Genomic DNA, 24,114 nt, shown 5'->3' with positions numbered 1-24,114 from the left:
AAAAATGCAGCGAAGATGATGTGGTATGTAGACCCATATCATCTTCGCTGCATTTTTTGCTATTAGCTGGTAGCTTTATACTACGCTCCACCAGGGCTTATCTCCTGTTTCCGCCTGATTGGATGGAGGATTATTAATTGCTGAGGATTGTTTTGTGTGTCCGTTTCCAGTCCATAAGTTTCTTGCCTCGGCTTTGATATCATCCCGCTGTAACAGGGCCGCCAATGTTTCTTTCAGTTTGGCGCCCAGTTCAGGTTTTACCATGAATACGAAATTGGCATAACCTTCCATACTGCTGATGATATTTTTCCCTTTGCCCCAGCTTTTCCCCGCCAGTCCTGTTTTAGCAACCTGGTGCAGGAGCGCACGGAATTTACGGAGGGTGGTACGATCGAGACTGAGTTTTTCATTTACCACAATACCGGTCACTTCTTTCTTATCTCCATTCCGCATTACTTTCAGCTTATCGGGATGGATGACGAATCCTTCTTCCTTCACAAACATTTTTATGGCACGCAGCAGTTGTCCGGCTTTTTCGGCTGCCGCGCCACTGGCAGAAAAAGTCATATCATCTGCATATCTCGTATAGGCGTAACCGTATTTTGCAGCGAGCCCGGTAAACCGGCGATCGAGTTTATAGCAGATCAGGTTGGTAATAGCCGGACTGGTGGGCGCACCCTGCGGCAGGTGGCGCTCTGTTTTGGCAACGTAGTATTTACGACCATCCAGCTCTATTTCATCTACCTCCGGTTCTGTACAAATAAGGGCGAGAATGGTAGCCACCTGTTCGGCATAACCAAGTTTGCAGAACAGTCCTTTTACTCTTTTGTAGGCAACAGAGGGGAAAAAATCTTTCAGATCGATATTGATCACGAGGTCTTTTCCGATATGTGGTGCAGCGTTGGTAACGATAGACCTGCCGGGCACAAAACCGTGCGCGGCGGCGTTGTTCTTTATTTTATACAGGATATTTTCAAGGATCCAATGCTGGGCAGCTTTGAGTTGCGGCATGGGGGCAGATATCACCCGGGTGCCCCCTGATTTTTTGGGGATCTGAAAACGCTGATAATGTGTATGGTGACCTACTTTTCTATTAAACGACAAATAGCGAAGGCGTCCGATGCTGATACTCATAGCACCTGCCAGCGCAACGGCATCAGCGAAAACGGGCAAACCGTATTGCTCCAGCCGGGCAACATCCGGCGTTACTTTATTTAGTCCGGCTGATACGTCTTCTCCCAGATATACGATTTCCGCGGCTTTCTTTTCGGTCCAGGCTTCTGCCCTTTGTTTGCGGGCTTCTTCCCGGCGTTTCTTTGTTTCCTGGCGTTTGAGCTTAGCCTTGGCCATGCGGGCTTTGCGCATGTCGTCGAGCATTTTTCTCCTGCTGTTATAACGGTTACGTTGTTCGAGCAGTTCGCTCAGCTGCTTTTGCAGCACATCGCGTTGTTGCAGCAGCGGCGCCGGAGGAACAGGCAGTTGCTGGTTTGCAGGCCAGAAACCCAGGCGTTGCATTTCTCCCAGTATATATTCCTCTTTGGAGGAAGCACGTATTCTGTCGTAAATCTGTTGTCGGGTTAAGAACATGATAAATACTTTTGTATGCTGATCCTGTTAATACTGATAAGCAGTAATAAAATTATCTGGGGAGATGAGAAGATAAACCGGAGATGCTAATGCTGAGAGGGGAAACAAATTTCTGTAAAGAGGAAAAGGCCTTCGTGCAAACCATTGACTAAATCAATCAACTCCAGGGAGGGGCCTACCATACGTAATATTTCAGCCCTCGGGGCTGCTACCGGAAATATACGTATGGTAGGCCCCTCCCAAAGTAAAGATTGCATTTAGTGAAGCATGTATAGTCAGAATACCTGAATGACGAAACATCATTCGTCCCTTTTCGGGCGCAAGTGCAATCAATTCCTCTTTACAAAGATCTTTGTTTTAACGAGTCAGCAAGATAGAGAATATTCCGGAAAAAATCAGCTCACCTCATTATTTTGTTTCATTATTTTCTGCGTAAGCGATACGAATAGCCAGCATATGTTCGCAGGGCCCTTTGTATAGCTTGTTCATATTATAAAATCCACAGTCGCAATGTCCGTCACTCAGTCGTTCGTCCGCATCTATGGTTATAACGGGATGGTATACACGCTGTGTGGATTTAACATTCCCTTTCAGCTGTAACCCTGTTCCCGGCACGTGTACGCCTTGTACCTCTACTTTGCCGTTTTTCACGAGGCGGCTGGCTTCTGCTTCCTGCGGATTAGAAAACCGGAGCTGATCAAGCGGAAGCGGTTCCCTGCTCAACTCTCTCCGGCGGTATAAGCCTGTATGCAGGTCGTAGATCACTTTACCGGCCTGTGTATAGATGCCCAGAGCGCCCAGCACGGTAGCCCTGTCTAACCCGGTAGCCTGGGCAATGGTTTCCGGTTTGGCCATCCACCTTGTTTTCAGGTCCTCATAAACCGCCAGCTTCGCAGTATCATCCACAAAGGCTCTGGGCGCCATCAGATCAAACTGACCTGCGCGCGACCAGTCGTTGGCCGTCCATCCGCTCAGCCCGAGTGTGAATTGCATATCGCCCAGGTCGGCGATGTAGAACGACGGCAACCCGTTTCCTGTCAGGTGTACAGTGAATTTCCTTGCAGCGGGGATCAGTCGTTCCAGTATCAGCAACCGTCTTCTGCCCCATATCCGGATCTCTCTTCGTTGCGCGCCGGTGTATAACGATCTCGCACATACGACTTCGTGATTCCAGGGCTCAAAGATGGCCTTTACCGGTTTGCCAGGTTCCAATATGAACCGGATAGAGCGTGGCCCTTTCTTTTCTTTGAACCGCCGCAGCCAGGAGCAGAAATTATAAACATCCATCGGGTGAAGATCGAAAGTAGCTGCCGGCAAAGTCATCGCAGCGCTTACCTGAAGGAAGCCTCTCACCCAACTGTCGGGCAGGTCGATCTTCACTTCATGATACAGCTCTTCCTGTGAGGTCTGCACCTGAAACCCTCCCGGATCTATCCGGAAATCTGTTTCCTTATAGTCCCTGATCTTCTGAAATTCGTTATATAACGCTGACGAATAATCGATGTTGGTGGTACCGCATTCAAATTCGTTTATCTCTTTGAACACATTGTAGCTGGCGCTAAGTTTCCCGTACGTAGATTCGTCCTGGCTGAAACATTCGAAGAACACCTCATCAGGATGTACACTGATCACGGGGTCCAGTACGAACCAGGCGTCGCGGTCTTTCTCATACAGGTAATTGAAATATTGCTTGCGGGCATTATAGAAAGGCGCCGTTACCTTAGCGCTTTCCGCATAAATATCCGACAGCTGTTTGCTTACCTCTTCGATGCGCTGGTTGGCAGCCTGAACGTCGTAGCCACTCATATATTCTGCCAGCCACAGATCTTCCTGTTGGGCGGCCCATTCTTTATAAGCGGTTTTGTCTTTGGGTTTAAAGCGCAGATCGGAAATCACCACATCATGCAATGCTGATATGGCTTCGCGAAAAGCTATTTTCTTATGCAGTTTTCCTACGAAAAAGGTCGGGTCGCGGTGGGTATCCGGGGCAAATGAGATCCCGGAGGAGGTAGCATTGCTGTACACCTGAGAATTACCGCTATATCTGTAGTTGAATAACATAAATGGACGACTGTTTTAAGACACTCTGGTTACTGTTGGTATGATCCGGATGGGCAGTTCTATGGGGAACTTCGCCTGGATATTGTGCATGATGCTGATACAGCGGGCCTTGTCTCCAATGGCCACCGTTGCGGAAATATGTGCAATGATATGCCCGATATACCTGGCGGCGTCTTCCGACTTCAGCGCTTCCTGTTCCAGGAATGCAAAGATCCTTTCTTTGGCGGCACGGGCCTTGTTCACCCGGCTGAGCACCACGCGGAAATACTGTTCCAGCTGTTTCAGGTACTCCAGGTTACCGGCAGCAAAACGCTGCAGATACCCGGTGGCAAACAGCTGTATGCTTTCGCTGGGATGCTGGCTCAGCTTCATCAGGTAAACCGGGCCGTCTTCCTCACGGAAGAAACGCAGCAACAGCTCACGGCCAAATGCCTGTACATCCGGACGTACGCTGTCGGCCACGGCAACCAGCGCTTCGGGCGACCAATCCTTGTCCGCGAATTGTGTGCGGAAAAACTCAATAGCCCCGAGGCGGATATCATCCCATTTGGCATCCAGCAACGCTACCGCAGCGTCGCGCTCATAACGGATACGCTCCACATTCTTATAATAGAAGCTCAGGCACCATTCTCTTGCTTTCAGTAACTCGTGGTTGCCGGCGGCAATCACCTGTTTTACAGACAAGGCCTGGACAGGGATATACTTATCCAGTACCAGGATACCGAATTGCTGGGCCGGGCGGTAGTTGGAGTAAACAAGACGCAGCGCTGTAGCCGTATCAATGTCCTGCAGGTAATTTACCAGTTCGTTGCTCAGGATGGTTTCAATATCGGCATGAATACCTTCCACGGCTTCCCTGCGCATCAGGTACGGCACCAGTTCGTTCACGAGGTAAATTGCCAGCCTGCTATCCTGCTGCACCAGCTGAGCTATCAGCGGTCGGATACCATTTCGTACATCCGTGTACGTGCTTAATATAATATGGAGTAATAATTCCGGTCGTTTCAGCAGGGCCTCATGTCCCATCGCCTGCAATACCTGTAACCCGGCATTTCTTACGGGCAGGAAAGGATCCACCAGCAGGTGTTTCAACAAGGCGTCAGACAGTGTCGCATAATTGAAGCTTCCCTGTTTCAGCAACAACAGCCTTGCAGCGAAAGCATGGCAGGCGGCTACCGGGCTTTGCAGCAATGCCTCTATGGAGGCGATCTCTATTGTAGCCAGCGCCGGTGCGCAATGTTGCTCCAGAATGCTGCAGCCATCGTTGAGGTTTACATTACCTTCGTCAGTGGCGGTTTTCAGTTCCAGCAGTGCAGCAATGGATCTGTCGCGCAGCGAACGGGCCTTGTCCTCAGGCAGGTAGCCTGGATTCAGCTGCTTGCGTGCAAAGTTGCGTACATCTTTATAAGGAGAGAATATCAGCTGTACGAGGAAATCGATATCCCCGAAACATTTCGCCTGATTTTCGCTGATCCACTGCAAGCCCTGTATCCTCGCCAGTTCCAGTGGACTCATGATCATAACATACAATAAGCGCAGCGATGGATTGGCGGGGTCATATTTTTCGCGGGCAAGTTCCAGTCCAAACATGGAAGGAATGCTGAAAGGATTGGACAACAGTCCGGCTATCACATCCTCCCCCATCTTCTCCTTCAGATTATTAAACTCCGGATGGGCTTTCAGTTGTTCCATGGCGAAAACATGTATGGCCTCCATTCTGGCCAGCATCAGCAGCTGGATAAAAGCCTGGGGCAGTTCGCGCCAGAGATGCAGGAACGGCACTTCACTTACCAAAGGTGCAGGTGGCTCCGGAGTTGGTTTATATTCCGGCGGAATGGCACTAGCCTGTAGGTGCTTGTCCTTATTATCACCACCCAGCCAGCCGAATAATTTCTTCATCAGGCCGCCCTTTTCCTGTTGTTGCTTCAGGGCGTCGGGATTGGCGCCCGGCACAGGTTTGGAAGCGGCGTTTTTACCGGCATCCGGTTCTTCCTGCTTAAACACCCATTCCATACCATCGGGCCGGAGTTTCAATGTGGGTGTATTTCCCCGGAGTATATAATTAAGGTATACCAGTTTTGAATTAACAGGGTATTGTGTGTAGATGGTCGCAAAACGGCCGTTCACATAGCTGTACCTGCGGGTTTGGTACTCTGCAGTCGCATCCCTTTCTTCGTTGTATTGCAGCAGCAGCGAGGTGGCCAGGCGTACATAATAGATATCGTTACGCTCTCCGAAGAACTGTAACTGCCTGAATACACGACGATGGAGATAGCGGCGTGTTCTGTCGGAATAAGCCAGCTTACTGGTTGGCCGCTTCAGTTCCTTATCGGCCTGGAATGCAGTTTCCAGTGAAGGCACGAATGTTTCCGGGATATATTTCTCGCCTTCATAGTCCGTTCTCGTACCCGGGTTCTTGAACATGGGCGCTTCTCTTTCGAAGCGGGCAGCCAGAATAGCTACTGCTCCGGGATCCATGCGCAATTCGGCCTGTTTGAAAATATGGCGTATATGCCGGAACCAGGATGGTCTTAAAGGCAGGCCCAGTAATATATTCGGGAAGATCTTGCGTACTACTTCAGATTCTGCGGATACCAGATAAAGGTCTTCCAGTAAAGCATAATCCGGTTGGAGCAACATCAGCACCTGATCCTGGATCAGCTGGAGGAGGCTTTCCGCATCGTTTCTTACGATAGCATCCTGGAAAGCCACCGGTAATCGCTGCAGATAGCCATGTACAAACTCCTTCCTTTCTTCGGGGGGCAGCAGCCACAACACGCCGTTGGCAGCCAGCATCCGGATGTTCAGGGGCCATGCGCCATTGTCGGCATAAGAACGCAGCACAGGAACGACAGCAGGATCGCCGGATTGCGATAACGACCATATAGCGGCGTAGCGTTGCAGGGCGTCGCCTCGTTCCAATAATTTTATAAGATAAGGTACTGCTTCTTTTATATGTTCTTCCCCTGCTTTCCATATGACGCGGGAGGTAGCCCAGGCGGTTCTGAATGAGGATTTTCCTTCCAGGGCATCCTGAAGGCGGCGGAGAATGGCGCGATGCCTTACATCGGCCACCATGCTGGTATCCGGCGGTACAAACGATACGTCCTGCGCAGCTTCCTGCTCGCCCAGGTAACCTTTACTCCGCTTCTCTTTTTCAAGCGCATCGAAGATCGCTGTTGCTTCAGTAAATTTAACGGGAGCCACGGTTTTTGTACCATCTTTCAAGGTTCCAAAACGTTTTCCATACCTGAAGTTAACAAGGTACTGATCTGATCCAACTTCACATAGGTCTATTTCATAAGTCTTATCCGAGTTCCCTTCCCGGAAAAAGAGTTTTACGTTCCTGACAATTCGCATATGAGCTAACAATTAAACGAGGGGCTAAGCTAAGAAAAGAATTATGAATTAAGAATTAAGAATTAAGAATCTATAGTGTCCGGGGAAAATACAGGTAAGGATAAATAAAAGGAGGCCGATGTGGCCTCCTTTTTTAGTAAGTTTAAGTTACCACACTACAACTTACCATTATGAGCAAAAGTAGATTTTTTTCCGGACAGCCGATTTTTAATCAGTTACTTTCTTTTGTGCCCGCCACTTTAATCGATAAAGCGGCCAGGGAGACTAATGCAGACAGCTATTACAAGCAATTTAAGGCCTTTGACCATTTGGTAACCATGCTATTCAGCAGCTTTCATCAGTGTAGTTCTCTTAGAGAGCTAGTTACCGGGCTATTGGCTAATGAGCATCGGCTTAATCATCTAGGCCTTAAAAAAACACCTCGCCGTAGTACTATTTCAGATGCCAACAGGAACCGCCCTGTAGATTTTTTCAGCCAACTCTATCATTTACTATACCAACACCATTATCCACAACATTGCCCGGACAGCCGAACAAGAAACAGGTTGCATGATAGATTATTTATAGTGGATTCAACAACAATTAGTCTGTTTTCAACTGTGATGAAGGGTGCGGGTGTAAAAGGGTTAAATGGCAGGAAAAAAGGAGGTGTTAAAGCTCATGTGCTGATGCGAGCCAAAGATGAGTTACCCTGCTTTACTGTACTGACAGAGGCCGCTTGTAGTGACAGGAAATTTATGCAGAAGCTGCCCCTGGAGCCAGGCTCCATAATTGCCATGGATCGAGCTTATGTAAATTACACGGTAATGAAAGACTGGACCCAAAATGATATTACCTGGATCTCCAGGGTTACTAAAGGGATGAAAATAAAGGTACTTGAGCGCAAAAAAATAACATCGGCTGATAAAAAGAATGGAATTTTAAAAGACTGGATCATCCGACTTGGCAACCCAAAGACCTGTAAAAAAAGTCCGGTGCAGCAGGCCAGAGTCATTAGTATTTATGATAAAAAGACCCAAAAGAAGGTGCACTTACTCACTAACAATCAGACCTACGCTTGTTCTACCATTAGGAGATTGTACAAACAGAGATGGGATATAGAACTGCTATTCAAAAGAATTAAGCAGACCTCTCAATTAAGTAATTTTCTGGGAGACAATGAGAATGCCATTAGTATACAGGTATGGTGCGCTTTAATAAAAGATCTGCTTATAAAGATTGTGAAAGATCAATTAAAGCAACTGGGCTGCAGAATGTGGTCGTTTAGCAACCTGGCAGGTTTTCTAAGACTCCACCTCTCCACATACATTCTCCTAATTAAATTTCTAACCGAACCGGAGAAAGCACTTCTTTGTAATAATAAAGATGCAGACTTTATACAACTGAAATTATTCTCTCCTTAGAAAAGGGGGCTTACTTTTTAGAGGCACCCTGAGAATTGAATATTTGAAATACATAATTGCCGATTTAGGCAAATATTCAATTCTCAGGGCACTCATTCCCTATTTTGTTAAGCCCCGAATCGTTAGGCTAAGATCTCTTAAATTTTCCCCGGACACTATAGAATTAAGAATTACGATTATCTGTGCAGGGATTACCTGAGATTGGCAAATAGCAACGGGCCAGGCTGGAAGCCTGACCCGTCTTTTTTGTTGTAACCCTCATGATAATTTTCTCATGAAGTATCTTTAAGTATGCTTGTCTTCTTAATTATAATTATACGTTGAAGCGGAAGTGCATAACATCGCCATCGGCAACGATGTACTCTTTACCTTCAATACGCAGGCGTCCATTGTCGCGGGCTGCTGCTTCAGAGCCATATTTTACGAAATCGTCATAGGCAATTACTTCTGCCTTGATAAAGCCTTTTTCGAAATCGGTATGGATTACGCTGGCAGCCTGAGGTGCTTTCCAGCCTTTGTGGATAGTCCATGCACGTACTTCCTGCACACCTGCGGTAAAATAGGTGATTAGTTCCAGCAGGTTATAAGCGGAACGGATCAGGCGGTTTAGGCCGGGCTCAGTAAGACCGTATTCAGCCAGGAACATTTCCTTATCAGACGGATCTTCCATTTCGGAGATCTGGGCTTCAATGGTATTGTTCATGACAATCACTTCAGCATGTTCTGCCTTCACGCCATCTCTCAGTGCTTCAGAGTATTTGTTACCGGTATGGAGGGATGCTTCATCGACATTGGCCACATAGAGTACCGGTTTTTCGGTAAGCAGGAACAGGTCGGCAATGGCCACTCTTTCTTCCTTGCTTAGTCCGAGCTCGCGGATATTACGTCCTTTTTCCAGGTGTTCCTGGCATCTTTTCAGTACTTCAAATTCCGCTTTGGCTTTAGGATCGCCACCAGTTTTAGCCATCTTTTCGGTGCGTGCTACTTTACGTTCCACGCTTTCCAGGTCTTTCAGCTGTAATTCGGTATCGATGATTTCCTTATCGCTGACAGGGTTAATAGCACCTTCATCGCGCAGGATGTTTTCATCCTCGAAGCAGCGAATCACATGTACGATGGCATCTACTTCACGGATATTGGCGAGGAACTTGTTGCCCAGGCCCTCTCCTTTGCTGGCGCCTTTTACCAGACCGGCAATGTCCACGAACTCGATGGTAGTAGGTACCACGCGATCGGGTTTTACCAGTTCTTCCAGTTTATACATACGGTGATCTGGTACATCCACCTGCCCTACGTTAGGTTCTATAGTACAGAAACGGTAGTTGCTGGCCTGCGCTTTAGCGCTGTTGCTTACCGCATTAAATAAAGTTGATTTCCCTACGTTTGGCAATCCTACAATTCCTACTTGCAAAGCCATTTTTTAAAATTTGCGCAAAGATAAGTTTATTTTAGTTTATTTGTTAATGAATAAATCAATAATCTAATGGCATTAAACTACGTATGGCTGGGATTTTTTCTGATCGCGTTTGTTGTAGCAGTTTTTAAGTCGGTAGTTTTACATGATACTGCTGTTTTTGGAGACATCATGAACGGCATGTTTTCCAGTGCTAAAACCGGTGCGGAGATTTCGCTGGGCCTGGCGGGTATTATGACACTATGGCTGGGTATTATGCGGATTGGCGAGGTAGCGGGTATGATCAATCGTTTCTCGAAGCTGGTGAACCCGTTTTTCTCGAAGCTATTCCCGGAAGTACCTAAAGGGCATCCGGCCATGGGCTCCATGATGATGAACTTTTCCGCTACCATGCTGGGGCTCGACAATGCCGCTACTCCTTTGGGGCTGAAGGCGATGAAGGAGTTGCAGGAAATAAATCCCAAAGAGGATACGGCCAGCAATCCCCAGATCATGTTCCTGGTGCTGAATACCGCCGGCGTAGTATTGATTCCCACTTCCGTTATTGCGATCCGGCTGGCAGCCGGAGCCGCCAACCCTGCGGATATTTTTATTCCTACCCTGATTTCTACTTTCATGGCTTTCATCGCAGGCATGTTCATCGTGTCTGTTTATCAAAAGATCAATCTTTTTAAATTACCGGTGTTGATATTCCTGGCGCTGTTTGCAGGTATCATGACAGGCCTCTGGTTCTGGGTACATCATCTGCCCCCGGCGGAAATAGGCCCAAAGACCGCTTCGCTTGGCGGCGCTATTATCTTTTCCATCATTATTATATTTCTGGTAGCAGGCATGATAAAAAAGATCAATGTGTATGATGCCTTTATAGAAGGTGCCAAAGAGGGGTTTCAGGTATCTGTTCGGATCATACCTTATCTTGTAGGGATGCTGGTAGCGATCAGTGTATTCCGGACCACCGGCTGCCTCGACTATGTCACCCATGGTATTGGCGTCTTTTTCGGCTGGCTTGGTCTGAATACCGATTTTGTTCCCGCCCTGCCGGTGGCCTTCATGAAGCCGCTGAGTGGTGGAGGGGCGCGTGCGTTAATGGTGGATATTCTGAAGACCCATGGCGTGGATTCTTTCGTTGGCAGACTTGCCAGCATCATCCAGGGCACCACGGAAACTACCTTTTATGTGCTGGCGGTTTATTTCGGTTCAGTGAATATTAAACATACCCGTTATGCATTGGCGGCAGGATTGCTTGCAGATTTCTTCGGGATGTTGTGCGCGATTTTGTTAGGATATTTGTTCTTTCATTGATTGGGCTGCTCGTCATAATTAAGAAAATAGAAAGAAGAATTAAGAATGAGCGGGGAGATAGTAAACGCGGAGATCACACATTCGCGTTTACTATCTCCCCGCTCATTCTTAATTCTTCTTTCTATTTTCTTAATTCTTTTCATCGTATTTCCCCGTCTTCTCTTCCATCGTTACGTCACTATCTTTTCTTATCTGCATTTTTATATATACGAGGAGCTGGGAGGCGCCTGCTTTGAAGCAGACTTCCTGCGCCTTTTTTACGACTTCCATTAGCTCTTCATAGGTTCCTTCCATGACAGTTTCGAAAGGGCATACCCGGTATTTTACACCGGATGCCTGAATCACGGCAATGGCTTCGTCTACCACTGCATAGACCTGTTCAGAAGGCACAGAAGGGAGGATTTGCAGCGCTAAATTGATCTTGTTACTCATAATTATATTTTTATCTTTATAATTGATTACTAATTCATTAATGATGTTACTTAAAGTGATGATTTATGAAGAATGGGTTATTTGAAGGGACTTTTTCCATCTAAACGTGCCCGGACACGGCTTTCTATTTAAAGTAAAACATCTGTAAATGTCGTATACTTATTTATTTATCAACATTTTGTGTCTATATAAAACTATACAGATTTATCGATAAATATCACTTATGAATATAAATTTTCAATAATACAAATGCTTTTGCCTGAAAAAAGAAAGGCAATGCTAAGGTAGCATTGCCTTTCTTTTTTATGATGTTATTTTCTCTTTCAGGCGATTTTTGTGGCCAGATAGTTATACTCGTCGATGGGTTCAAATTCAAATTTTGCGAGGGAGCTCAATTTGTCATTCACAGTATTATCATCTGCGTATCGTTCGAAAATGATGCGGAGATCCGGCGCCTGGGAAATGAACTGCCTTGCTCCTTCAAGCACTTCTGTTTCCATTCCTTCCACATCGAGTTTGACGATCAATGGTCCATTGATATCTATTCCCATTTGAGGCAGCAGGTCGTCCAGCCGTTCGATGGGGATATTACCTTCACTGGCATTTTCGCGGTCGATATAGCTGGAGCCAGTAACGGTGCTCATGACGTTGAAATTCACTTTTTCCTGTTTGTTGCCGAGGCCACAGGCAAACAATTTTACTTTATCGGCCGCATTATTAAGCGCCAGGTTTTCCTGTACTGCTTTATAATTTACCGGTTCAAAGGCTATACAGGGTACGCCCAGGCCAGCCAGCCAAACATCGTACTCTCCTATACAGGCGCCTATGTCTATAAATGCTGACAACCGTTTTTTCTCCACCTGTTGTTTCAGGTAGTCCCTCACACGGCGTTCGTAAGCATAATTGATAAACTGAAAATCGGTAGTGCCCTTGCGGATATGAAAATATCCCATTGCTGATCTGGCATTCCATTCCTGTTGAGAGGCTTTGTTTAATAATACCAATTTAAGCGAAGCACTAATAGATTTCCAATCGTTATATCGAAGATATTCGCCAAAGTAACTGAAATACTGGCGGTACTTGGAAGCATTCTTCCAGGAGGGATAATAGGCCTGATCTTTCATAATCGTTGGGGATGTTTATTCATAAAAGTAACAACTAAAGCCGAAAGGTACAAACACTTAATTGCACTGGATTAAATACCGCCCTCCGGTTTCCATTTTACCTCATATAAATCCCTGCGCATATCTTTTTTTGTCTGAACGCTTCCGAAGGCATGCAGTTCTTTCAGTAATACCAGGTCCACATCTGCAATCACCACCATTTCGGTATTGGCAGTAGATTCCGCTTTGATACCCGTAACGGGGAAAGCAAAATCAGACGGCGTAAACACACAGGACTGAGCATACTGCAGGTCCATATTATTTACCTTAGGAAGATTACCAATACAACCGGCAATGGCCACATAACATTCATTTTCCACGGCCCGTGCCTGAGCGCAAAAGCGCACCCTGTTGTAGGCGTGTTGGGTATCGGTCATGAAGGGAACAAAGAGGATCTGCATCCCCTGCTCTGCCAGGATCCTTGTGGGTTCAGGGAATTCCACATCATAACAGATCTGTATCCCTATTTTCCCGCAATCGGTATCGAACACCTTTATGTCGCTCCCTCCCTTAACACCCCAGGCAGCTACTTCTCCCGGTGTAGGGTGTATCTTTATATATTGCTCATAGGTGCCATCGCGGCGGCAGAGGTAAGAAATATTATACAGTGATTCATCTATTACGATAGGCATGCTGCCCGAAATGATATTGACGTTATACGACACTGCAAACCCCTGAAATTTTTCCCGTAACTCATTGGTATACTTTGCCAGTCCGCGTATAGCCCCCGCCGGATCCATCTGATTAAATTCCTGCATCAACGGAGAGTTGAATAATTCGGGGAAAACCACGAAATCCGACCCGTAATCACTCACGGCGTCAATGAAATATTCCACCTGTTGCAGGAAGCCGTTCATGTCGCCGTAGTCGCGCATCTGCCATTGTACGAGGCCTATACGAACGGTCGACTTATTGTACCGGATCGTGTCGATATCCTTTTCGTAGTAGATATTGAACCACTGCAGTAAAGTGGCAAATCCCTTTGAGGCTGAATCATCAGGAAGGTAGTTCTTCAATATCTTCTTTACAGTAAAATCATTCGCAAACTGGAATGTCAGTGTAGGATCATAGATCTCCCGGTCCTGCACTTTCTCGATATACTCGCGGGGCGACATACGGTCGGCGTACTTTTCATAATTCGGAATACGGCCGCCGGCAACAATGCCTTCCAGGTTTAGTTGTTCGCACAAGCTTTTCCGGGCATCATACAATCGCCGGGCAAGGCGCTTGCCGCGATACTCCGGATGCACGAATACCTCTATGCCATATAGCACATCCCCTTTCGGGTCGTGGGTGCTGAAGGTGTAATATCCTGTTATCTGTTCATAGGTATGGTTGTCGCCGAATTTTTCGTAGTCGACGATAATCGATAAGGCGCACCCCACCACCTTGCCATTTACGGCCACGGCAATCTGTCCTTCCGGGAAAATGCTGACCAGCCTCTGGATCGTTGGTTTTCGCCAGTAGCTGCCTTCCATATCGGAATAGGCCGATAACATCGATTCTTTGAGGTCGCGGTAGTCTTCCGCGGTAAGCTCTCTGATTTCAACTGTTTCCGTCATAAAACTGATTTGTTGTTATAACAATTTAAAACTAATCTCCCAGTGTATTTTTTAATGTATCAAAAAATTATTTACTTTGCAATTGTAATCGCCTTACTGCAATAATTTAACCATACCCCGGATCAACCTCACTTTTAACCGCATACTCAACTTATAATTACTGTGCCTCTAATCCAGAACAGAGATATTGTCGTTATCGGCCTCCAGCAATGGTACACTTCTATCGGCAGCAACTGCAAAAATATTGCGTTGGAGTTTGCAAAGCATAACCGGGTATTATATGTGAATTCTCCGTTGGATCGCCGTACCCGGCTGGAAGGCAAAAGTGATCCTAATGTTCAATATCACCTCGATTCCATTGCCGGCAAAGTTCCAGCGGTGGTAAAAATCAGCGAGAACCTTTGGAATTACTATCCATCGGGGATACTGGAGTCCATTAACTGGCTTCCATTCACACCGGTTTTCTCGTGGTTTAACAAACGCAACAACAGAAAGTTTGCAGCCAGCATTTCCAGGGCGGTCAGTGAGCTGGGGATGAAGGATATCCTGTTGTTCAACGACAACGATATCTTCCGGGGATTTTATCTGAAAGAGTTCCTCCGGCCTGCCAGTTATATTTACTACAGCCGGGATTACCTGCTGGGAGTTCCCTACTGGCAAAAGCATGGCCGGCAGCTGGAGCCGGAGCATATTGCAAAGGCGGATGCAGCTGTGGCCAATTCGCTGTACCTGGCGGATATGCTGAAACAATACAATCCTCATAGTTATTATGTTGGCCAGGGCTGCGATCTGCAGCTCTTTGATCCGGGTCGCACCCGGGAAGTACCGGGCGATCTGCCGGCAGGCGACCGTCCGCTGATCGGTTATGTGGGCGCGTTGAAATCGCTGCGTTTAAACATCGACATACTTCTTCATATCGCCCGGGAGCGGCCAGACTGGCAACTGGTACTTGTAGGACCGGAAGACGATGACTTTCGCGCGTCGGCATTACACCAGCTGCCTAATGTTTATTTTACGGGGAAGAAGGACATGCAGGAGTTACCAGCCTATATACAGGCATTTGATGTGTGCATCAACCCGCAGGTGGTGAATGCAGTAACAGTAGGTAACTATCCGTTGAAAATAGATGAATACCTGGCGATGGGTAAACCTGTGGTAGCTACCGCCACCAAAAGCATGGAGATGTTCCGGGACTATGTGCATCTGGCTGAAACAGCAGAACAATATGTTCCATTGATTGAACAGGCATTGAAAGACCAGTCGGCCAGCAGCAGCCAGGAACGCAGCCGCTTCGCTGCCACCCATACCTGGGAGAATTCCGTTGCGGCCATTTACAAGGCAATCTTAACCGCCTCCGGCAACTGATATGAGCATTAAAGAAAAAATAAAGCAACATCCGGGTCTGAAAAAACTTTCATTATACCTGTTGATGCCCAGGAACCAGGCGCGTCCCCGGTTGTGGGTACGACTGTTCCTGAATCCTTTTATTCATAAAAAAGGGAAAGGCGCATTAATCAGAAGGCGTACGAGGATGGACGTATTGCCCTTCAATCATTTTTCGCTGGGCGCCCATTCTACCATCGAGGATTTTGCCACTGTAAATAATGGTATGGGAGCAGTAGTTATCGGTAACCAGGTCAGGATTGGTATAGGTAATGTGCTGATTGGCCCGGTTCGTATAGGTGATAACGTTATCTTCGCCCAGAACGTGGTGCTGTCGGGCCTCAACCACGGATATACCGATCCGGCTGTACCTATTGCCCTGCAACCCTGTTCAGTAGCGGAAATAGTGGTGGAAGACGATTGCTGGATCGGTGCCAATTGTACTATCACCGCCGGGGTTACCATTGGCCGCCATTCCGTAGTGGCCGGCGGCAGTGTGGTCACTAAAAATGTTCCGCCCTATACGGTGGTTGCCGGAAACCCCGCCCGGCCCATCCGCCAATACAAACCAGAAACAGGCACCTGGGAAAGGATTTAGTATGGCACTTTTACGATACGTCCTTTCCACAGGAATTTATCTTGCACTCCTCGCAGTTCTATAATGTATAAACCCGGCGCCCAGTTGCTGATGTCGATATCCGTCTGGAAATCATCGTTCATTTTATAAGTCGTTTCCTGCTGCAGCTTTCCGCTGATGCTGAATATCCTCATCTGCAGCGGACCGGTGCCGGCACGTTGTACATCCAGTCGTACTGCATTCACGGCCGGATTCGGGAACACCCTTGCTGAATCGCTGGTATGCGGAACGGGAATAAGTGGTAACACCGTCACAGAAAAAGTGGTTGTTCCTATGGCGCCTTTGTTATCGGTAACAGATAATCTGAAAGTATATTTTCCTTCGATGAGGTTTTTTATCGGCGTAGTAGCAGCCGTGGGCGCTACAATTTCCGCGTCAGATGGCCCGCTGAGCTGTTTCCAGGAGTACCAGGCAATAGCACCATCCGGATCATAGGAGGCACTGCCATCCGCTACCACAAAGTTAACAGGCAGGCGTATGATAACATCTCCGCCGGTAACGGCTACGGGAGGTTGATTGTTATCCACCGGCGGCAGCACTGTTACCGTAACCGAAGCGCTGTTGCTGGCACCGGCGTTGTCGGTAACCGTCAACTGATAGGTGTAGGTACCAGCTACCAGATTGATCACCGTGGTGATAGATTGACTGGCAGTGGAGATGTCGCCACCAGCGGGGCCGGATAACTTAGTCCATGACCAGGAAACTATTTGGCCATCAGGGTCCGTAGAGGCGCTGCCATCCAGCGTAGCGGTATTTACCGGCAGCTGAATCCGGATATTACTGCCCGCGTTGGCCACCGGCGGTTTGTTTGCAGCCGGGTTCACGGTAACGGTTACACGGGCCGTACCAGTTTGGCTGGCATCGTCGGTAACAGTCAACTCAAAGATGTATGTGCCAGCGGCGAGGCTGGTGATGCTGGTTTTGGCAGCATTGGGTGCAGTGATGCTACCGGCAGCAGGACCGCTGATTTTTTTCCAGGCGTATCCTGTGATTTTTCTTCCGGCGGAAGCAGTAGAGGCAGTACCATCCAGCGTAGTGGAATCCACGGGCAGAGCGATGGTAACATTGCTGCCAGCGTTGGCTACAGGTGGATTGGCCACCACATCTCCCTTAAACTCATAGGCACCCACATCATATTTACCCTGCTGAGGTCTGGGCGTACCTTCGAAATCGGTAGTCAGATTGAAATCGCTCATATCCCTCCCGGTATTAATGGCAGGAGAAGATGCCAACAGGTGATAATCTCTCCGGGCACTGTCGGTAAGTCCGGCGGCCGCGAAGGTAGGATAGCAAAGGTTGTTACCGAAAGCCAGCTTAATGGGCTGGTCTCCCTTAATATACATACCAGTACCGGGATAATCATAAGGAGTACCATTTTCAACCATCAGGTTGTTATATACCTGGTGGCCGATAGGTGTCTGGTAAGCAAATATTTTAATCGCATTCTTTCCGCTATCAGTATTAACGATGGTATTATTATAAATGATAGCAGCGGGAGGCGGAAAGAGGTCCGGTGTTGTATTTGCCGGGATCTTATCTGCCACATTGATACCCTCGTAAGCGATATCCGCAATAATATTATTATATACCTCGGTAACGCCGGAACCAAAAACAGTAACCCCTGGCATAAACCCCGTATATACGAGGTTGTTATATACCTTCATGCTACAGCCGGAACCCACGAGGATTCCGTAGCCCTGTGAGGTAACTTTGGACATACCATAATTAACCAATCTGTTATTAAAGACGCGGTTATCACCGTTCTTTGCCATCGCCAGCTGAATACCATCGGCACCGATATTCTCCAGGTCATTATCGTACACCCAGAGGTTTTCGATCCAGTGAGAACGAAGATTGGTACAGGCGCCATCGTTCCAGAAGTAGTGGGTATTTCCAATATAAAAACCTTCGCCGTCTGAATTGCGGCATTTAAGGTGATGGATCTTTACATTCTTCATCACAAACGTGCCTTCCAGATACTCGGGATGGGCGCAGGTTTGCAGCGTCTTTGCCTGGAGGAGGATGTTGCCGTCGTGTATATAAAGATTGTGTACGTCAAAATCTGAGCTTCCCATTCCGAGGGTAAGTCCGAATATTTTGAGGCCTGTAATGTTAGTGCCGTTCAGGTCAAATCCAAATTCAATATTTTTATCTCCGCTCCCACTGATCTCGATAAATCTGCAGGAGGGCGCATTAAAAACCGCGGCGGTACCCTGGTTTTTCACACCCAGTTTTACCTGTCCGCCACAGTTGATGATCACGATAGGTTTGGCAGCCGTTCCTACCAGGTTCCCAAGATGCAGGTATTCGTATTCACCGGCCGGGATGCAGAGTGTATCTCCGGGTTGCACTTTAAAAGTGCTCATGGCGTCGGGGTAGTACATTTCAGCGCGACCGTTGGCGGTATTGCTCATAGGTACCACGATCCGTTTTCCTCCAGTAGGCGGCGGCGGAGTATCCACGGGGGGCACTGTTCCGCTTTTTGAATACTGCAGCATCCATTCATACATATTCATTCCATTCTCCTTATAGGCCGGGTCGTAGGCTTTTGTCCACGCGTCGTGGCCAACCGCATTGAATACCGTCAGCCTGGCAGGCGGATTGGGCGCGGGAACAGATGCATTGATATATTTTACCCAATTGATGGAATAATCTACCGGCACATTGCCATCCTGGTTGTTATGGAAGGCCCAAACGGGCGTATTGTTGGCGGCGATGTTAGCAGCCAGCGTGGTTGTAGGGGCATAGTATCCGCATACAACAGCAGCGGCAGCAAAAGCTTTGGCGGCGGTTTTATCTTCAGACAGTGCGCCCCATACTTCTCCTCCCCCCATACTTAATCCTGTGAGATATATCCTGTTAATATCTACATCATAGTTCTTTACCAGGTAATCCTTGAATTTGGAAGCATCGGCGGAACCAGGCCAGGTATTGAACTGCGGGCATATGACGATAAAGGAGAATTGTTGATTATTCACGGTAAAGCTGGCAGGGAATACTCCGGCAGATATCTTTTGCGGTAAACCATTCCTCAGTACAGCAGACAAAGGAGCTCCGGAACTGGCCAGTTCACCTACACCGTGAAAAAAAATAATGAGTGGATATTTTTTACCACTGCCCTGCGAATAACCTGCCGGCAAATATTCGTAGTAGCCTTTAATGTTGCTCATGCTGGCATCATTAAAAGCCCTGGCCGTAAGTTGCTGTCCCGTTCCCTGCAATGTACAGAACAGACCAATCAGTATAATAATAGTTCGCTTACAAATAATAGAACAGGGATAACGGGATAATAAAAGGTGGTTAATCATATATATAATATGGTTATTCTAGTTTAAAATTTCAATTTCATACGCACTTGATTTGAGCCTTCAGATAACCGTCAATGTATTTTGCATTACAAAGAAAAACTATTTTGCCAGAACACATAAAGAAAATTTCTAACATATATAATTACAATAAATAAAGTATGAATATTCTGAATGTGTACTCTTTTGCTTTTTATAGATTAAATTAGTGTTTGTATAAGGATTTTAGGAATAAAAATTTTATCTTTGCTGCACGCGGCAAGTGTTTTGCCCGATTGATATTGACCTCATCCTGTAAAAAGACCATGATTTTCAAACCGATACAAATTTCATGGCATTCAAGCTACTCAGTATAATTCGCAATAAGCATTTCCATTCACTGTTGGGAAATGTAACAATGGCATTTTTCAATGTGTTATCATTTTCGCTGCTGGTAAGGATATTATCGGTAGGTGCATTCGGGGAATGGGTGCTTTTCCTGGCTACCTATAATATTCTGGATCAGGTGAGAACGGCGTTGCTGCAATCTGGTATCATCAAGTTTTGTGCGGGTGTGGATGAGCAGACGGAGAAACAGGTGAGCGGCGCTGCATGGTATATTTCCCTCCTGTTAACGCTTGCGTGTATTGTACTTTCGTTTGTAGTTTATTTTGCAGCGCATTCACTTTTCAGTGACACCTGGCATTTTTTCCTGCGTTGGTTGGGCATTATGCTGTTATTTTCTCTTCCCTTTAATTTTGCGACGTGGCTGTTGCAGGCCCGGCACAGGTTCGACAAGATTGTACAGATAAGATTCATGCAAAATGGTTCTTTCCTGGTATTTATCGGTTTGCTGTTTCTTTTGAAAGCCGTGACGCTGAATAATGTGCTGTATGCTTATGCATTGTCGTTGCTCATCACCAGCCTGTATTGTATGTTGTTCCGGTGGACGGTATTCAGCACTATTGTATTGAGAAAAAAGGAACAGGTACTGGCCATGTACCGGTATGGCCGGCTGATAGTAGGCAGCATGGCCTCCTCTGCGCTGCTGAACTATTCTGATAACCTGGTATTGCGTACCATGCTTAGTCCTGCTGCGGTAGCGGTATACAGCATTCCGCAGAAATTCATGGAAGTAATCGAGATCATCCTGAGAAGTTTTGTAGCGACGTCTCAACCTACGATTTCGTCTGCGGCGAACCGAAACGACTGGAAAGAGGTATCGCGGGCATTTTGCCGGTATACCGGTACTGTATCACTGATCATACTGCCCTTTATTGTGGGGCTCATTATATTTACCCAACCGCTGATCATCATCCTGGCGTCAAAAACATATCTGCCGGCAACAACAATCGTGAGGATTTTTTTGTTATCAGCCATACTGTATCCTATTGATCGTTTTATCGGCGTAACACTGGATATGATCAACCGGCCCGGTGTGAACTTTTATAAGAATCTGTTGAAGCTGGTGTTGAATATAATACTGGATATAGCGCTGGTAATGTTATTTCCTGATATCAGCTCAGTGGCTATTGCATCGAGTCTGAACCTGCTGTTTGCAGTGGTTTTCGGGTACTACTTCCTTCGCCGTTATCTGCCCGACTTACGGCTGGTCGACATATTCCGTTATGGGGTAAAAGAATGTCAGCGTTTATTTTCGAAACTGATGCAACGCCGGTTGCAATACAAATAACTACCTGTTATGAAACTGGCATTTATTATACTTTGTCATAAGAATCCGGCGCAGCTGGCACGACTGCTCGACAGGTTACAACATCCTCAGGTGGATTGTTTTGTGCACCTGGATGCGAAGGCCAACCTCAACAAATGGAGGCAGGTGCTTACCAGGCCGCAGGTATACCTCGTTCCCGACAGGGTCAATGTAACCTGGGCGGGTTATGGCACGATACAGGCAGCACTTAATGGTATCAGTGCTGCAGTGAATGCCCACCGCCATTATAGTTCCATGCACCTGATCAGTGCGCAGGATTACCCCCTGACAGATATTTCCACGATATATCACTTCTTTAGCAGTAAACCCGCCGTTCAGTTTCTTGACCTGCTGCCCGACGAGGGGCTTCAGCGGATGATGGGTAAAATAACCGGATGGCATTTTGAAGATTTGAAAATGCCAGGGAAGTACCGTCTGACTACGTTGCTTAATAAGCTGCTGCCTAAGAGGCGTCATCCACTGGGACTTACCGTTTACGGGGGATCGTTATGGTGGTCGCTGAGCAGCGAATGCGCCACCTGGTGCATGGAGTACATCAACAGCCATCCGCAGTTAAAGCGATTTTATAAATATACGTGGGGCGGCGACGAGTTTATTTTCCAGACGGTGATTATGAATGGGCCTTACCGTAACAGCGTGATTAATGATCACTGCCGGTATATCGACTGGTCGGAGGGCCATGCGCATCCGAAGACATTCAGTGAGGATGACCTTGAGCGGATACTTTCATCGGGGAAATTATTTGCGCGGAAATTTGATATGGATAAGACCCCGGCGCTGCTGGACCGTATTGATGAAGCAGCCCGCAAACATGTTTAAAATAAAAGGGGCCGGGGATGTCCGTCTATCCCCGGCCTGCACTTCGTGCTCATAGCATTAACGGCTTCCTTTTCGCCAGAGCGTATTAAAACCGCCGGTAAAGCTATAGGGCAATATCTCCGCTATCTGGCAATCCAGTGTCTGCAGGAATTTTATTCTTTTTGTAAGTAAAGAAAACGGGAAGACATCTTCCACAAAGTTTGTTTTTGCAAACCGAACTATTTTGAAATCGCTGACAGATGCGAGGTTCCTGAGATCTTTACGGGTAAAGAATTGTACATGATCGAGATTGTCGGCCTGTGACTGAGCTGTAGTACCTCTGAATCCCAGTGTATTCTTGAATTTATTGATAGCTTTCCATAATCCCGGATTATTTCTTGCTTTCAACATGGGTCTGGTTACGCAGAGTTCCCTGGGGCCATTGCCATTTGGCACGGTCACGATAAGCAGCCCATTGTCTTTCAGGGAGGAATGGATCGTCTGCAACAATAATTGCGGCTGGTTAAGATGCTCCAACACTTCGCTGCAGATCACCGCATCATATCTTTCGCCGGAGGCAGTCAGTTCCTCAGCGCTGATAGCTTCAAACCTTACATTGGGATATTTATTCCGCTGTTGGGCAACAGCAATTGTTTTTTCGCTGATATCAATCCCCAGCACGTTATAGCCAAACTGTCCGAGATGGCGGCTGATAACGCCGTTACCACACCCAACATCCAATATCCGGCCACCGGCAGGGATATGCTGTTGCAAGCTGTCCGTAATAAACCGTAATCTCTTTATATCAGTAATACGGTCGTATTCGTAGGTTATTTCGGTTTTTGTCATAACAAAAGTAAAATCTTATGCTTTATAAAGTTGCTGGTATACGGCTGCAATCTGTGCAGTCATACCGGCTACATTAAATTTTTCGTTGATTGTTTTTCCTGCGTTATGTTGCAGTGTACTGCGTAGTTGCGTGTCCGTTGCCAGTGTTACTATGGCATCAGTCAATCGTTCAGGATCTTCTGCGGGCACCAGCCAGCCGTCTACCCCATGAGTTACCGCTTCCTTAGTGCCATCAACATCCGTTGCGATCACAGCTTTTCTCATCGCCATTGCTTCCAGTACCCCTATCGGGAATCCCTCCCACAGGGAAGGCAGGCAGTAAATATCCATTGCCTGCAGCACTGCCGGTACATCCTGCCGGAATCCTTCAAACCGCACATCTGCTGTAATTCCAAGAGAAGCCGCCATATCCATCGCCGCCTGTTTTAATTCACCGTCGCCTACCATCAGCAGGTAGAGGGAAGGTTCGCGTTTCAATGCAGCTGCAAATGCCTTTACCATCGTCACGGGATCTTTTTGTAAAGTCATCCTGGCAATATATCCTACCACGGTGCGACCAGCGGGAATTCCAAGCGCTGTTTTTATATCGGGGCAGGCAGCATCAGGGTTGAACCGGTTGAGATTAATTCCATTCCGGATCACGATACTGTTGAATGTCGAAAAAGACTGCAGCCCTGTTTGCCTGTTGGATTCAGATACACAGATATTCATCTGCGTTTTCCGGGTGATGAACTGCTCCGCTGCAATACGCAGTCGTTTTGCCAACGGGTTCAATCCCTCATGAAACGACCAGCCATGAATGGTATATACCACAGGCAGTCCCAGGCTACGGGCAGCCCACAACACGTTTGTATTAGCCCGGGTTCCGTGCACATGTACTACATCTATCTTTTGTTCCCGGATAAAATGTTTTACCTTTCTCCAAACGCCCAGGTCGAATGCTTTCTCACTGCTGATAACAAATGCAGGCACCTGCATCCGCTGCAAAGCCTCCATCATCGGGCCATCAGTAAAGGAAAGCACAACAGGTTCGAATACCTGTTTATCCAGTGTTGCCACCAGATCCAGCACATGGCTCTCCCCTCCGCCTATTTTTCCCTGGCGAATGGTTTCAAGCACACGTATTTTTCGGTTACTGCTGCACATA

At 47.1% G+C, this 24,114-nt stretch carries 16 protein-coding genes; 6 read left to right on the top strand and 10 right to left on the bottom strand.

Annotated features, from left to right (window positions below; all coding sequences use genetic code 11):
* Window positions 1-75: 75 nt before the first annotated feature.
* The 3 genes from UNH61_RS12515 to UNH61_RS12505 all read right to left on the bottom strand — a co-directional run bounded on the left by UNH61_RS12515 (window position 76) and on the right by UNH61_RS12505 (window position 7,008).
* Window positions 76-1,587 (bottom strand): reverse transcriptase domain-containing protein, encoded by a 1,512-nt coding sequence (locus tag UNH61_RS12515; protein WP_326992332.1) that lies wholly within the window; start codon window positions 1,585-1,587, stop codon window positions 76-78.
* Window positions 1,588-1,995: 408 nt separating this feature from the next.
* Window positions 1,996-3,648, bottom strand: a complete 1,653-nt coding sequence (locus UNH61_RS12510) for an SWIM zinc finger family protein (RefSeq protein WP_326992331.1) — start codon at window positions 3,646-3,648, stop codon at window positions 1,996-1,998.
* Between the two features lie 15 nt (window positions 3,649-3,663).
* On the bottom strand, window positions 3,664-7,008 hold the full coding sequence (locus tag UNH61_RS12505; RefSeq protein WP_326992330.1) for a HEAT repeat domain-containing protein: 3,345 nt from the start codon (window positions 7,006-7,008) through the stop codon (window positions 3,664-3,666).
* Between the two features lie 170 nt (window positions 7,009-7,178).
* On the opposite strand from UNH61_RS12505, the gene UNH61_RS12500 reads away from it, so the two are divergent.
* Window positions 7,179-8,411, top strand: coding sequence for an IS4 family transposase (locus UNH61_RS12500; RefSeq protein ID WP_326992329.1), 1,233 nt, complete (start codon window positions 7,179-7,181; stop codon window positions 8,409-8,411).
* Window positions 8,412-8,724: 313 nt separating this feature from the next.
* Here UNH61_RS12500 and ychF read toward each other — a convergent pair whose 3' ends face one another.
* Complete coding sequence (gene ychF, locus UNH61_RS12495) at window positions 8,725-9,828, bottom strand: redox-regulated ATPase YchF (protein WP_326992328.1); 1,104 nt, start codon at window positions 9,826-9,828, stop codon at window positions 8,725-8,727.
* Window positions 9,829-9,894: 66 nt separating this feature from the next.
* Here ychF and UNH61_RS12490 point away from each other — a divergent pair, with 66 nt between their 5' ends.
* Window positions 9,895-11,127, top strand: a complete 1,233-nt coding sequence (locus UNH61_RS12490; protein ID WP_326992327.1) for a nucleoside recognition domain-containing protein — start codon at window positions 9,895-9,897, stop codon at window positions 11,125-11,127.
* Between the two features lie 129 nt (window positions 11,128-11,256).
* Here UNH61_RS12490 and UNH61_RS12485 read toward each other — a convergent pair whose 3' ends face one another.
* From UNH61_RS12485 to UNH61_RS12475, 3 genes are all read right to left on the bottom strand, one after another.
* The gene (locus UNH61_RS12485) at window positions 11,257-11,559 is read right to left on the bottom strand and encodes a thiamine-binding protein (protein ID WP_326992326.1); all 303 of its coding nucleotides are present in this window, start codon (window positions 11,557-11,559) and stop codon (window positions 11,257-11,259) included.
* 323 nt (window positions 11,560-11,882) lie between these two features.
* Entirely contained in the window at window positions 11,883-12,683 is an 801-nt protein-coding gene (locus UNH61_RS12480; RefSeq protein WP_326992325.1) for an FkbM family methyltransferase, read from the bottom strand.
* Window positions 12,684-12,754: 71 nt separating this feature from the next.
* Window positions 12,755-14,284 carry a bifunctional GNAT family N-acetyltransferase/carbon-nitrogen hydrolase family protein gene (locus UNH61_RS12475; RefSeq protein ID WP_326992324.1) on the bottom strand — a complete coding sequence of 510 codons (1,530 nt, stop codon included), beginning with the start codon at window positions 14,282-14,284 and terminating at the stop codon, window positions 12,755-12,757.
* Window positions 14,285-14,446: 162 nt separating this feature from the next.
* On the opposite strand from UNH61_RS12475, the gene UNH61_RS12470 reads away from it, so the two are divergent.
* The gene (locus UNH61_RS12470) at window positions 14,447-15,649 is read left to right on the top strand and encodes a glycosyltransferase (protein ID WP_326992323.1); all 1,203 of its coding nucleotides are present in this window, start codon (window positions 14,447-14,449) and stop codon (window positions 15,647-15,649) included.
* A gap of 1 nt (window position 15,650) precedes the next feature.
* Complete coding sequence (locus UNH61_RS12465) at window positions 15,651-16,265, top strand: acyltransferase (RefSeq protein WP_326992322.1); 615 nt, start codon at window positions 15,651-15,653, stop codon at window positions 16,263-16,265.
* Here UNH61_RS12465 and UNH61_RS12460 read toward each other — a convergent pair.
* Window positions 16,262-19,474 (bottom strand): PKD domain-containing protein, encoded by a 3,213-nt coding sequence (locus UNH61_RS12460; protein WP_326992321.1) that lies wholly within the window; start codon window positions 19,472-19,474, stop codon window positions 16,262-16,264. The genes UNH61_RS12465 and UNH61_RS12460 overlap by 4 nt on opposite strands.
* A 466-nt stretch (window positions 19,475-19,940) precedes the next feature.
* Here UNH61_RS12460 and UNH61_RS12455 point away from each other — a divergent pair, with 466 nt between their 5' ends.
* Complete coding sequence (locus UNH61_RS12455) at window positions 19,941-21,281, top strand: oligosaccharide flippase family protein (protein ID WP_326992320.1); 1,341 nt, start codon at window positions 19,941-19,943, stop codon at window positions 21,279-21,281.
* Window positions 21,282-21,290: 9 nt separating this feature from the next.
* Window positions 21,291-22,139: a beta-1,6-N-acetylglucosaminyltransferase gene (locus UNH61_RS12450; RefSeq protein WP_326992319.1), complete on the top strand. Its 849-nt coding sequence runs from the start codon at window positions 21,291-21,293 to the stop codon at window positions 22,137-22,139.
* A 57-nt stretch (window positions 22,140-22,196) separates the two neighbouring features.
* Here the strand turns inward: UNH61_RS12450 and UNH61_RS12445 are convergent, their stop codons facing one another.
* Both UNH61_RS12445 and UNH61_RS12440 read right to left on the bottom strand, forming a co-directional pair.
* Entirely contained in the window at window positions 22,197-22,967 is a 771-nt protein-coding gene (locus UNH61_RS12445; RefSeq protein ID WP_326992318.1) for a methyltransferase domain-containing protein, read from the bottom strand.
* A gap of 15 nt (window positions 22,968-22,982) precedes the next feature.
* On the bottom strand, window positions 22,983-24,113 hold the full coding sequence (locus UNH61_RS12440; protein WP_326992317.1) for a glycosyltransferase: 1,131 nt from the start codon (window positions 24,111-24,113) through the stop codon (window positions 22,983-22,985).
* Between the last annotated feature and the right edge of the window lies 1 nt (window position 24,114).

Origin of the sequence: Chitinophaga sp. 180180018-3 (genome assembly GCF_037893185.1) — a bacterium.
In the GTDB taxonomy this organism is placed as follows: domain Bacteria; phylum Bacteroidota; class Bacteroidia; order Chitinophagales; family Chitinophagaceae; genus Chitinophaga.
The sequence above is the reverse complement of the archived record's forward strand: the minus strand, read 5'-3'. Positions and strand labels throughout refer to the sequence as shown.

What these genes read in the sequence shown, in the direction of transcription:
- UNH61_RS12515 (WP_326992332.1), bottom strand. Translation starts at nt 1,587, where the DNA reads ATGTTCTTAACCCGACAACAGATTTACGACAGAATACGTGCTTCCTCC.
- UNH61_RS12510 (WP_326992331.1), bottom strand. Translation starts at nt 3,648, where the DNA reads ATGTTATTCAACTACAGATATAGCGGTAATTCTCAGGTGTACAGCAAT.
- UNH61_RS12505 (WP_326992330.1), bottom strand. Translation starts at nt 7,008, where the DNA reads ATGCGAATTGTCAGGAACGTAAAACTCTTTTTCCGGGAAGGGAACTCG.
- UNH61_RS12500 (WP_326992329.1), top strand. Translation starts at nt 7,179, where the DNA reads ATGAGCAAAAGTAGATTTTTTTCCGGACAGCCGATTTTTAATCAGTTA.
- ychF (WP_326992328.1), bottom strand. Translation starts at nt 9,828, where the DNA reads ATGGCTTTGCAAGTAGGAATTGTAGGATTGCCAAACGTAGGGAAATCA.
- UNH61_RS12490 (WP_326992327.1), top strand. Translation starts at nt 9,895, where the DNA reads ATGGCATTAAACTACGTATGGCTGGGATTTTTTCTGATCGCGTTTGTT.
- UNH61_RS12485 (WP_326992326.1), bottom strand. Translation starts at nt 11,559, where the DNA reads ATGAGTAACAAGATCAATTTAGCGCTGCAAATCCTCCCTTCTGTGCCT.
- UNH61_RS12480 (WP_326992325.1), bottom strand. Translation starts at nt 12,683, where the DNA reads ATGAAAGATCAGGCCTATTATCCCTCCTGGAAGAATGCTTCCAAGTAC.
- UNH61_RS12475 (WP_326992324.1), bottom strand. Translation starts at nt 14,284, where the DNA reads ATGACGGAAACAGTTGAAATCAGAGAGCTTACCGCGGAAGACTACCGC.
- UNH61_RS12465 (WP_326992322.1), top strand. Translation starts at nt 15,651, where the DNA reads ATGAGCATTAAAGAAAAAATAAAGCAACATCCGGGTCTGAAAAAACTT.
- UNH61_RS12460 (WP_326992321.1), bottom strand. Translation starts at nt 19,474, where the DNA reads ATGAGCAACATTAAAGGCTACTACGAATATTTGCCGGCAGGTTATTCG.
- UNH61_RS12455 (WP_326992320.1), top strand. Translation starts at nt 19,941, where the DNA reads ATGGCATTCAAGCTACTCAGTATAATTCGCAATAAGCATTTCCATTCA.
- UNH61_RS12450 (WP_326992319.1), top strand. Translation starts at nt 21,291, where the DNA reads ATGAAACTGGCATTTATTATACTTTGTCATAAGAATCCGGCGCAGCTG.
- UNH61_RS12445 (WP_326992318.1), bottom strand. Translation starts at nt 22,967, where the DNA reads ATGACAAAAACCGAAATAACCTACGAATACGACCGTATTACTGATATA.
- UNH61_RS12440 (WP_326992317.1), bottom strand. Translation starts at nt 24,113, where the DNA reads ATGTGCAGCAGTAACCGAAAAATACGTGTGCTTGAAACCATTCGCCAG.